Consider the following 10,312-nt stretch of genomic DNA (forward strand, 5'->3'; position numbering starts at 1 on the left):
TTACTGGAATGCGTCGGTGGGCGGCAAAGCCCCCGCAGCCGCTTACCGCCGCTATAGTCAAAGCCGGCTTGGAAGTCCCTGAAAACCCCTTCAAGACCGAGCTACGCGAGTGGGTTTTCGGAAGCGAAGACTTTTTGCGTCGGATGATCCAGCTGGCTGACGGAGACGACGTGGTTCGCTTGCAGAGCACATCCAGGCGAGTGGGAAGTGTCGGAGCCGATGAGATCATTGCGGCAGCCGCTACCTACCACGCAGTGGAGCCGGCGGACTACGCTGTGTTCCGAAGTGTCGCAGCGGGCCGCGACATGGCGGCCTGGCTATGCCGACGATGGTCGGCGGCCACTCTACGAGAGCTGGGGCCGAGGTTTGGTCTGTCGGGCGTGGACAGTGTATCGAATCTGGTCCGTCGAGCGGAACAACGGCACAAGGAGTCCTCGCGGTGGCGTCAAGATGCTGCAAGTATTGAACGGCAACTTCACCTGAACACCGAACACAAGGCCTGACCCCGGCGAAGCCCCTCCAATCCCATCCAGAAATACGCCGCCGGTTTACGACATTTTTAGGCAAGGCCTCACTCCGGTGTCGGCTACCGGTAGGCGCCAGCTCAGTGCCAAAAGTCGCTTAGGTGTTAGGCCCCACGGCATTTTGCCGAAAGTTTCCGTGCTGGCGGGTTGTCCAACCGCCGCAGGTTAGGAAGCTATGAAGAGCTCTCCGCTACCTACGTTCGGCCTCAGCTCTTCCATCGGCGGTTTAAACCGTGATCGCTTCGTTGGCGTGCATTGGCGATTCAGCGTGCGTTCGTCCTGGTCCGCTGCCATGCCCTGCGCTACGGCGGCATCCTTGCCCTGGCGGCCCATTCCACGGCGATCACCCGTCTTCGCCGTGCCTTCGGCGAATCCCGCGTGGGTTCGTCTCGCTCCGCCAGAGATGGGTCGCGAGTTAAAAATTCAAACGTCGTTTCCTTCGGTTGAGCGGGTCTGCCTTTCCAGTTGGAGATTCAACCGGGGTTCCGACGGCGTTGTGACATCTCTCGCCTCCGTCAAGCGGCATGCGCCGTCGGTTTTCCAAAGATGTCTTCACACCTCCTTCCCCATTAGGAAATCGGATAAACTTCCTCTTGTATTCGGAAAAACAGCGAGGCAAACAAGAATGGAAGACAATCACGTCCTGAATCTGAACCCGCATAAGACAATGCGGTGTCTAGCTGGAATTCTCACTCCAGCCGAAATCAGTAAAATTCAGGATGAGATCAACGCGAACGCGATTCAGCTGATGCGACTTGCGGACGCTCACCTTCGCTTTGCAAAATCCGCCAGCGGACAACTCAGTTGGAGGCAGCGTGTTTCGCGGGGATATTACTCTTGTTACTCTGCGAGCAAAGCGGTGCGACTTGCTGTCCAAGGTACCTACGACACTGATGTCAAGGATCACAAGCAAATAGGGGACCTCCCCGCGGGATTCCCGAATCGACAAACTTGGAAGGACCTGCTCACCAAGTTCCGAGCAGATCGCAATATCGCGGATTACGATCACTCAGAAACCGAGAATGCGCTTGAGCTGCCAAGCACACAATATCTGGACGAGGCGACAGCATTTATCGCTGAAGCGAAGGCTTTCCTTCGCGATCGAGGTGTTTTATGAAAACCGATGAATTAAAAAAACAAGCAAGCGACATCGTCGACGATTTTGCGCGACGATGTCATGTGACGCCGCCAAATTTTGAAATCGTTGACAAAGCTGGGGACAAGTATTTGGCGATTAGTGTTGGCAGAGTCAACGACATTTACGCAAACCACATCGAACAAGTATCTGATGCGTTGGAGGAAGACCACCCATTCTCTGATCGTATCTTTTTGCGTCAGAAGACGCCTGACGCGTGGTTGCGGTCAACCGAGACTCAACTTCTTGAAAAACTCATTTCAGAGTCTTTGACGGTTGGCCGCTCGACGCTCGATTCAGAATATCACAAGAAATTCATCCCATTCCTGGGTGGAGAGGAACGTCAAATTTTCAGTGACGCGAATCACGTGGTATTTGGCCGTAGAGGTGCAGGTAAGTCCAGTTTAGTTCTGTATGCGTGTAATAACGCACGACGCGAAAACATTCCGTTTGTATGGATTGCGTTACAACAATATCGGGGCCGTGACGACTTGATGGTGATTCCTCAGGTGCTCTACGAGTTGATCGAGGGAATCGCGGCCTACGAATCGATCGATATTGAACGGATAGAAAAGTTGCGTAAGATCGTAAACGCCCTTGAAGATAAAGAAGGCGATCTGACTCGCAAAGATATCGACATTGTTCTACCTAGGATCGCGAGGGAGCTCCTGCCGTTTGTACGCGAGAACGGGAAATTTTACATTTGCATCGATGATTTACATCTTCTGGACAAGTCCCTTCAGCCATATTTTCTGTCTGCGTTCTACTCGTTTGCTCGTGGTAATCACATTTATTTAAAGATTACAGCGATCGAGAATTTCGCGAGGTTGTACGATGAAAATGCACGCGAAGGGCTGCAACCGCCCGGCGATGCGCAGATAATCCGGCTGGATTACAATCTAGTAAATCCAAAGGCCGCGCACGATCACTTGCAACGAGTGTTAAATGGATACGTTCAGTACGCAGGTATACCAAGCTTGGCCAGCCTTTTTGGCAACAACGTTCTCGAACGCCTCGTGTGGGTAGCGGCCGGCGTTCCACGCGACGCCCTTTACATCTTCCGGCAGGCGATCGGCAAGGCGAGAACTGCTGGGCGTAAGATGATCGCAGTGACTGATATCAACATGGCCGCCGCTGAATCGCTCACCGAGAAGGAAAGTTACATAAATGACGATGCGGCAGCAGAGTCATCTCAAATTCGTGCAGCAATTGATGACATTAAACAGTTTTGTCTGAAAACAAGCCGTTGCAATGCGTTCTTGGTACATATCGACGCTAACGATCCGAGATACAACATTATAAAGAAGGTTTCGGACTTGCGTTTTCTGCACGTACTTCATCCCGGCATCACGCCCGAGAAAGCTGGTGAAAAGTATGAAGCACTTATGCTCGACTACGCTTTCTACACAGGGTTTCGAAAGGCTCCTAGCGTAAAGGAGTTCAAATCACAGCCAGAACAGCCATTAGCAAAAGAACTGCGTCAGCTAGATCGATACCCCTATGAATCACGACTCCCCGAACCGACTTGATCCACGTTTAGAGTGGAGTTGGCACGGTTGCTGTGTCGAGCAGTCGAGAGAATCGCTTGTCGAATCTCGGGCGATATCGCGGCCCAGATCTCCATCAATTGGCGGAGCAGCTCGTCATTTTTATTTGCTCCACCCAAGACTGCCGCCGCCGCGTCCGAAACGTCCGGTTCCCCAGCGTTTTCGATGGTAGTGGCATTCCTACCGGGAGACGAACGTTAATCGTTGTCGCCGCCAGCGCGCACCGGCGGCCGACACCGGAGCCGCTTTCTCATTTTCTGGCATTCTCCGCCCCATCGACCGGAGAGCCCAATCGGAAGCGTGTCCCTCATCGCTCGGCTTTCGAGTAAACGTCGAGAGAATGCCCTCCGGCTTGCAATCTTCTACAAGCGTTGCACTGAAACTCTTCAATGGGTGTCGATGAGCGGTTCGGGACTCGATATAGTACAATAAACCCGCCCTCCGATGATCGCGATCAATATGCCACATTGATCGCGACAAATACGCCACATCCCCTGTGGCGATCACGTGTCGCCCTGATTCGCTAGTGGGGGGCGGCTCCGCCAGGGTCAGGTCTTGTGTTCGGTGTTCAGGCGTAGCACAACTTCGATCTCCCTTGCCTGGCGTCTCCAATTCGACGATTCGTTGTAGCGTGCTTCCGCTCTTCTAACCAGATTGGAAACACTGTCGGTGCCCTCAAGGCCGAACCGAGGCCCAAGCTCCCGTAGCGTTGCCCCTGACCATCGGCGACAAAGCCATGCGGCCATGTCACGACCGGCCGCAGCACTGCGGAACTTCGCGTACTCCGAAGACTTCACACCATGAGCGGAGGCCGTCGCCTCAATAATTTCCACCGCACTGACGTTCTTGATACGCCGAGTCGTACTGCGGTGGCGATGTTCATCACTGCCTTCGGCTAGTCGAACCATGCCGGATTCGCTGGGGTCAGGCCTTGTTTCCGATGTTCAAACCCAATTCGGTTTCAATCGTCTGTTTTCTTATTATCATCGCTCGCTTCTTCAATTGGACTTCCGCAGTTCGCGTCAAGTTGGAAACGCTACCAGTGCCGCTCAGACCGAAAAGCGGACCCAATTCTGGTAGCGTCGCGGATGTCCATCGACGACAAAGCCAAGCCGCCAGTGCGCGACCCGGGGCGCCGCTACGATACACTGCATATTCTGAGGCGTCACAACCAAACTCTTTGGCCGTCGCATCCAAAATCGATTGAGGTTCCACACGCCGCAGCTTGCGGTTTCGCGGGGTTCCGTTTTCCGTACCGTCACCCGCCAAAGCGATCATGCGGTTCAGGAAGTCTGCGCTGCCGAAGACCCACTCGCGAAGGTGGGTCTTGAATGGATCTTCGATGCAATCGATGCCTTCCTCGACATACTTGCGATAGGCCGCGGTCGCGTTCTTTCCGCCGTTTTGCCCCTGCCAGTACGCATGGTGGTCATCGTAGGCAACCCAGGGCAACCGATTGGATTTTCGGCAATATCCTGGATAAGAACTATGGGGCCAACTTTCCGGGTGATCGACCAACGGACGAGTGCCGCTGACGCAGTTCAAGTGAATGTATCGCGAAAGTGTCCAGAAGTAACCTCCATCCTCGACGAGCAGAGCTTTGTAGCGACCTTGAAATAAGTGACCCGTTCTTTGGTTGCGTTTGGCATACCAGTTTGCGTAGCCGGACAGCCAGTGCTGCATGCCCGAAGCCAAGTTCGGTAATGGCGTCTGCACAAGAGCGTGAATGTGATTTGGCATCCAGCAAAAGGCCAAAACCTTCCACTGCGACCGTTCGACCTCGTCAGCGAGTCCTTTGGTGAACCGATCATAGTGTCCCTGATCGTGAAACAGTGTTCGTCGACCATCACCGCGTGTGATGACGTGGTAGATCGCACCTGGGAACTGAATTCGCGGCGGACGGGGCATGGCCATCTCTCCCTGTAGTTGCGCATTCAGCAAGATAACCAAATCGAACATCGGAAACAAGGCCTGACCCCGGCGAAGCCCTCCCACCATGGGGATCCGATTGGTGGAATAGATCCAACGGGTATGTTCATCGCAGCAATGGTCAATACGCTCATATCGAGCTACAACGGCGTGAAGGCAGACGTTGCTGCTGCTGCGGTTTCTGCAAAGGCACTCACCACTGCGACAACGATCGCCGAAGTCTGGTCAGCATTGAGTGGACTGGCTATTGCCGTGAATTCAATTCACGACACACTTACCATCGCTTTCACGGCTCTTGATCTTCTAAACATTGATCCTGCTGATATTCGAGAACTTGGTGACAAGGTGAGGCAGAGTATCGACTTCACAAATGTCACCGGCGTGGATGTTGGGTTCGATATGCCTAGGCCGGTGGAGATTGAGCTTCCCGTAAAGCTTCGTGGAAAACTCGGCTTACTATTTAAATCGGCTGATGGGATTACGCTCGGGAAAGCCTCGGAAACACTTGGAGAACTGGGAGCGGCGGCATTGCTACAGGCGATCGGCATGGAAAACAAGGACGTGCCTGTTGGATACCACGGATTTGACGGGGTATTCTATGAACCTCAGTCTGAACGTTATGTCATCATGGAGGCAAAAGGAAACTCTTCACAGCTTCAGAAACGCGCAACGGGCTGGCAGATGCGAGACAAGTGGATTAACACTCGAATTGAGAAGATGGCCAAAAAAGGGTTTGGTGGAGACATCAAAGAGTTTGCCAGAGAAAATGATCGGGTACGCATGGGTACGAAAAAGATGTGGGCCATCGTCTCGAAAACCTCTGTAGATGATAATAATAAGGTGAAATTTCATTTCCGAGTGCGATCTTACGGCGGTATCTCTGAACGAGCTTCTGATCGTTGGGGTGCTCCCTTAGACTGAGAAAGGAACAAATTTTATGAATAGCGAGAACCTTCGTGAAATCGGTGAGGATGCGATTGAGTGCCTCGATGAATTTGGCGGGAAATATTCTGATGTGGTCGAAAAGGAAACTCCTGGTGCACCATCAATGCCGTCTGACTATGGTCGTAGACGAGATCTGCTTCATTTGTTTCTTCTTTCGCAAGTAAAATATTTTATGCCCGAGATAACGGAGCGCGCGATCGAAGATATCAGCGCGGAAGGTGCTGAACTTGCTGTAGACTACTTTTACGGCGACTGGAGAGAGGATTTTGACAAGAATGACCTGTTTGAAGCACCTTGGATTGATGAGTTGCGTTTTGGACTAGTATTAGCCGTATTGTGTTCCAAGCCAGATGTTTTCCGGAGGCTTATTGAGTTTCCGTTTGAAGAGTTAAACTTGGATACTGGTGGTTGGGAGCTGAGTAAATCTGACATCCAGTACTACATCGACTTTTGCAACAGTATTAGCAGCGGTGTCTTCGGCATGTCGGGTTCACTTAAAGGCAAGCGACCAAAGATGCTAGCTCACTTGTTAAAGCAAGTTTTTGACTCGAACGACATTGAGTTTCAAACCAAGCTTGAAACTTATTTAATCTGGTTTAAGCGAAATGAGTTTGATGGTCGTGGCAACCTCTTGGTTTCGTTGGACGCGAGCATCCTGGTCGGTTTTGCGCGAAGTCGGGGCCTTAAGTTCTCCATACCTGAACATCTTGAGGACATGATTTTGGAGCAGAAATAGCAGAAAGGTGCGCAGAGAAATCAAACGGGACGAAGGCCTCGCCAGGGTCAGGCCTGAATGGCACTTAATCGATGCAAGTCTTACTTCTCATTGGGTTTATATCTTCGTCTTGGCTTCTGCATGAGCTTGTAGTTTTTGGGCCGCCGTTTTTTGCGTCTCGGTTCATATCGATCCGGTCGATTACCAACCGTGTGAGAGCGGCAGCACGCATAGAGTATCGCGCAGAGGTCGGATTCGCTTTTAATCATGCATAGCATCGGTAGTATCTCAACGAAGCTTGAGAGCGTTGCCTTGAAGCTTAGCTGCCAAGGTTCAACCTCGGCCTCCAACGCAGCTTCGACCATCAACTGACGAATCAAGTTGTAAGCTAACATGTGAGCACGGACTTCATTACGCACACGATGCGGCTTCTTGCAACGAAGATGATCCATTTGCATCACCGTTTTCAGGCTGCGCAGATTTAGCTCGGCCTGCCAACGGCGACGATAAAGCGAAGCGAGTTCCTCGCGGCAGTATCTTTCCGCGTCAAGCAAGGACGTGTGAACAATGATTTCGCGTGTGCGAAAACCTTTCGTCTTAACGCGAATCCGAATCTCACGAATCTCAATGGATTTCGGATAACTCAGGTATTCTTCAAGGCTCATCCACGGACGACGATCAGGTCGCTCAAGGACAATGATGTGGTCATCTTTGCCAAGGCGTCTGCCAGTACGGAAGTCACTCGATCGCATATGATGCTTCCTTACTACCACGTGGACTCCGCGTTTCATCCCACGCGCCATGTCAAACCAACCGGCATAAGCTCGATCGGCGAGGAATACATCGTCTTTTCCAAGGCAATCCTCAATCTCGCGATAGAGGCTTATCTCGCCAGTTTGCTTGCCACGATATTTTCCCATAGCCATTTGAAGGACCACCCCAGAGCCCAATGCAAACATGACCACCATTCGGGCGATCGGTTGCCCGCATCCTGTGGCCTGTGCCTTTTGCTGAGGATACTCCGCTTGGTTCGCTAGAGTGTCTTCCATGGTGACGGTCGTTCCATCTGCAGTTACCACTCGATGGCCGTTCCAGCGCCAATTTCCAGGCGTTGAAGCCTCAATTTCGCGTCCGCTTTGGATGACAAGTCGCTGCATCGAATCTTCATCGAGTTTGTCTCTCGCGATGCAGTAGGCTCCTGTTTCTGCTGAACATGCCGATAGCCCACTGGCAACACGGTGTACGATCAAACGAGCAACGGCAGCGACGCAGCCGTGGTCGATGCTCATCACTTGGGAGAGAAACACCCATAGCGTGACTGACGTGTTGTAGATTCGTGCCGAATCTAAAACGGCACTTGCATCACCGAACACTGCCTGGATAGTCTTTTTGGAGATGAGCGATAGTAAAAAAGGATCACTAGAACGACGGGCCTGTTCGACGCGACTGCGTAGCGAGTTGAAGTTAGGATGAGACACGAGGCGCTTCCTTGCGATGAGTGTATGGGAGTTGAGATACCCAAACCAATCGCAAGTGAAGCGTCTTGCTGTCAATCCAACTTAACCCTTTGCCACTTTACAACTTGCGTCGATTAAGTGCCATTCGGGTCAGGTCTTGTGTTCGGTGTTCAGCCAAGCGAATCGATCGACGGAAAGTAGGATGGTCTGATTCAGTGCTGCGGTGGCCGACACCGGAGCTCTTTCTTGCACGCTCCAATTTCATCGACTGGAGGGTCCAATCGGAAACGCGTCCCTCAACGCCGGCATTTGAGTAAGCGGCGAGAGAATGACGTCCGGCTTGCAAACTTCTACAAACGTTGCACTGAAACCCTTCAATGGATGTCGAAAAACGGTTCGGAACTCTATATATTACAATCGACTCGCCCTCCGATGAGCGTGACTAATATGCCACATTCCCCGTGGCGATCACTTGTTGCCTTGATTTGCTCGTGAATCCCACCGATCAATTGAAAGGTCACGCGGAACGCACAATACGCTGGCTCGATCCCGTGCTATATCCCGTGCTATATCCCGTGCAATGTAACAAACGGCTCCTTCATGACTGTGTTTACCCCGACACGTATCCGCGACACCACTGGATCGATCGATCGCACCGTAGCAGCCAATGCGACGGCGGCGGTTTCCTTCTATTGCCATCTGACGGCTGGCGTGCAGGCGCCACGCGTCATCCAGGTTGTTCCTACGTCGGTCGCCGCGCTGGGCATTGCGCTCGTCTTGTCTTTCGTTTCGCCCTGTGTGGCGGAGACCGATGATGGTAGCGCGGACCCGGCGGTGCTGCGGGCCGACGCCGAGAAGACATTCAAAACAAAGGTCGGGCCTTTCGTCAATAAGTACTGCATCAGTTGCCACGGGCCGCGACCCGAGGCGGGCATCAATCTTCAGGCGGCGCTGAAGAGTCCCGGCGGCGCGTCCTCGTCCTTGCATTGGAAGAAGGCGGTCGCGAACGTCAAAGTGCATGACATGCCGCCCGACTATGCGGACGAAATCCCAACCGATGAAGAACGCCGCCAATTCATCACGTGGATCGGCAAGCTCAAGTACATGGCCCCGCGCGACCCGGGCGCTTTCGTGATCCGTCGTCTGAGCAAGGTGGAGTTCGGCAACACGCTGCGCGACCTGTACGGCGTGAACCCTGCGATCGCTGATAGCCTTCCCGAGGAGGTCGTCGGGGAGGGGTATCTCAACTCGATCTCACCGCTGCAGTCGGAGTTGTTTCTCGACATCGCCAATAAGGTGGTCGAACAGGTCGTAGCACCGGATGGCCAGCCGCCCAGCGAAGTACAGAAACGGCTGTTTGGAGACACGCCCTCCAAGGCCGCCGATTTTCGCGACGCGGCCCGTCAAGTTGCGCGCTCGCTGGCTCGCGATGCTTACCGTCGGTCTCCCACCGAAGCAGAGTTGGATGTATTGGTAAGCGTCTTCGACCTCGGTCGCGAGAACAAACTTGGTTACACCGCGTCGCTGAGCCTGATGTGGAAGGCGGTTCTCGTTTCTCCGCAGTTCCTCTTCATCACGCCAGCCGAGGAAGTCGACTCGAAGGACGCGATCGTGCCGCTGGACGACTATCAATTGGCCGCCCGTCTTTCCTACCTATTGTGGTCGGCGCCGCCCGACGCCGAATTGTCTGCACTCGCGGACCAGGGCAAACTGAACGAGCCTGAAGTGCTGCGTGCCCAGGTGGCGCGGCTGCTGGAGCACGACCGATCGCGGGCGCTGTTCGACGGCTTCGGCGCCCAGTGGCTGGGCGTGAGTGGGCTGGAGCGCCAGTCGTTTGACCCGGACGTTTTCCCACAAATGACCGCCGCGTTACGCACGGCGATGCTGGAAGAAGCACGCCTGTTTTTCCAGAGCATCGTGCGCGAGAACCAGAGCGTACTGCGGTTCGTGGACAGCGACTACACCTTCGTCAATGAGCCGCTCGCCGAGTTATACGGGCTTGAGCAACCCATTGAAGGCTCCACCATGCGTCGGGTTAAGTTGGCGAACCCCAACCGAGG

Annotated in this window: 9 protein-coding genes; 6 read left to right on the forward strand and 3 right to left on the reverse strand. The window is 53.5% G+C overall.

The genetic code is table 11. From position 1 onward, the window contains the following. From RMSM_RS41645 to RMSM_RS35120, 3 genes are all read left to right on the forward strand, one after another. On the forward strand, window positions 1-503 hold a 503-nt coding region (locus RMSM_RS41645; protein WP_040771217.1), incomplete at its 5' end, for a hypothetical protein. A 646-nt stretch (window positions 504-1,149) separates the two neighbouring features. Beyond that, window positions 1,150-1,641 (forward strand): hypothetical protein, encoded by a 492-nt coding sequence (locus RMSM_RS35115; RefSeq protein ID WP_144058187.1) that lies wholly within the window; start codon window positions 1,150-1,152, stop codon window positions 1,639-1,641. After that, window positions 1,638-3,188 (forward strand): ATP-binding protein, encoded by a 1,551-nt coding sequence (locus RMSM_RS35120; protein ID WP_008709078.1) that lies wholly within the window; start codon window positions 1,638-1,640, stop codon window positions 3,186-3,188. Before RMSM_RS35115 ends, RMSM_RS35120 begins: the two co-directional genes overlap by 4 nt. A 566-nt stretch (window positions 3,189-3,754) precedes the next feature. Here RMSM_RS35120 and RMSM_RS35130 read toward each other — a convergent pair. Next, a complete protein-coding gene (locus RMSM_RS35130) occupies window positions 3,755-4,114 on the reverse strand; it encodes a hypothetical protein (protein ID WP_040771223.1) in 360 nt (119 codons plus the stop codon). A gap of 16 nt (window positions 4,115-4,130) precedes the next feature. Next, window positions 4,131-5,114 carry a transposase gene (locus RMSM_RS37735; RefSeq protein WP_160168445.1) on the reverse strand — a complete coding sequence of 328 codons (984 nt, stop codon included), beginning with the start codon at window positions 5,112-5,114 and terminating at the stop codon, window positions 4,131-4,133. Between the two features lie 123 nt (window positions 5,115-5,237). Between RMSM_RS37735 and RMSM_RS35140 the strand changes: the two genes are divergently transcribed. Together RMSM_RS35140 and RMSM_RS35145 are read left to right on the forward strand one after the other, a co-directional pair. Further along, on the forward strand, window positions 5,238-6,056 hold the full coding sequence (locus RMSM_RS35140; RefSeq protein ID WP_008709083.1) for a hypothetical protein: 819 nt from the start codon (window positions 5,238-5,240) through the stop codon (window positions 6,054-6,056). A 16-nt stretch (window positions 6,057-6,072) separates the two neighbouring features. Then, window positions 6,073-6,816, forward strand: a complete 744-nt coding sequence (locus RMSM_RS35145; RefSeq protein WP_008709084.1) for a hypothetical protein — start codon at window positions 6,073-6,075, stop codon at window positions 6,814-6,816. A gap of 80 nt (window positions 6,817-6,896) precedes the next feature. On the opposite strand, the gene RMSM_RS35150 is transcribed toward RMSM_RS35145, so the two are convergent. Further along, window positions 6,897-8,273 carry an IS4 family transposase gene (locus tag RMSM_RS35150; protein WP_160168446.1) on the reverse strand — a complete coding sequence of 459 codons (1,377 nt, stop codon included), beginning with the start codon at window positions 8,271-8,273 and terminating at the stop codon, window positions 6,897-6,899. Window positions 8,274-8,852: 579 nt separating this feature from the next. Between RMSM_RS35150 and RMSM_RS35155 the strand changes: the two genes are divergently transcribed. Beyond that, window positions 8,853-10,312: DUF1592 domain-containing protein (locus tag RMSM_RS35155; RefSeq protein WP_008709088.1), on the forward strand; the 1,460-nt coding region annotated here is incomplete at its 3' end.

Source organism: Rhodopirellula maiorica SM1 (assembly GCF_000346295.1).
In the GTDB taxonomy this organism is placed as follows: Bacteria; Planctomycetota; Planctomycetia; order Pirellulales; family Pirellulaceae; genus Novipirellula; species Novipirellula maiorica.

Excerpts from the sequence above, each read along its gene's own strand:
- RMSM_RS35145 (WP_008709084.1), top strand. The coding sequence starts at position 6,073 with ATGAATAGCGAGAACCTTCGTGAAATCGGTGAGGATGCGATTGAGTGC.
- RMSM_RS37735 (WP_160168445.1), bottom strand. The coding sequence starts at position 5,114 with ATGCCCCGTCCGCCGCGAATTCAGTTCCCAGGTGCGATCTACCACGTC.
- RMSM_RS35140 (WP_008709083.1), top strand. The coding sequence starts at position 5,238 with ATGTTCATCGCAGCAATGGTCAATACGCTCATATCGAGCTACAACGGC.
- RMSM_RS35120 (WP_008709078.1), top strand. The coding sequence starts at position 1,638 with ATGAAAACCGATGAATTAAAAAAACAAGCAAGCGACATCGTCGACGAT.
- RMSM_RS35130 (WP_040771223.1), bottom strand. The coding sequence starts at position 4,114 with ATGGTTCGACTAGCCGAAGGCAGTGATGAACATCGCCACCGCAGTACG.
- RMSM_RS35115 (WP_144058187.1), top strand. The coding sequence starts at position 1,150 with ATGGAAGACAATCACGTCCTGAATCTGAACCCGCATAAGACAATGCGG.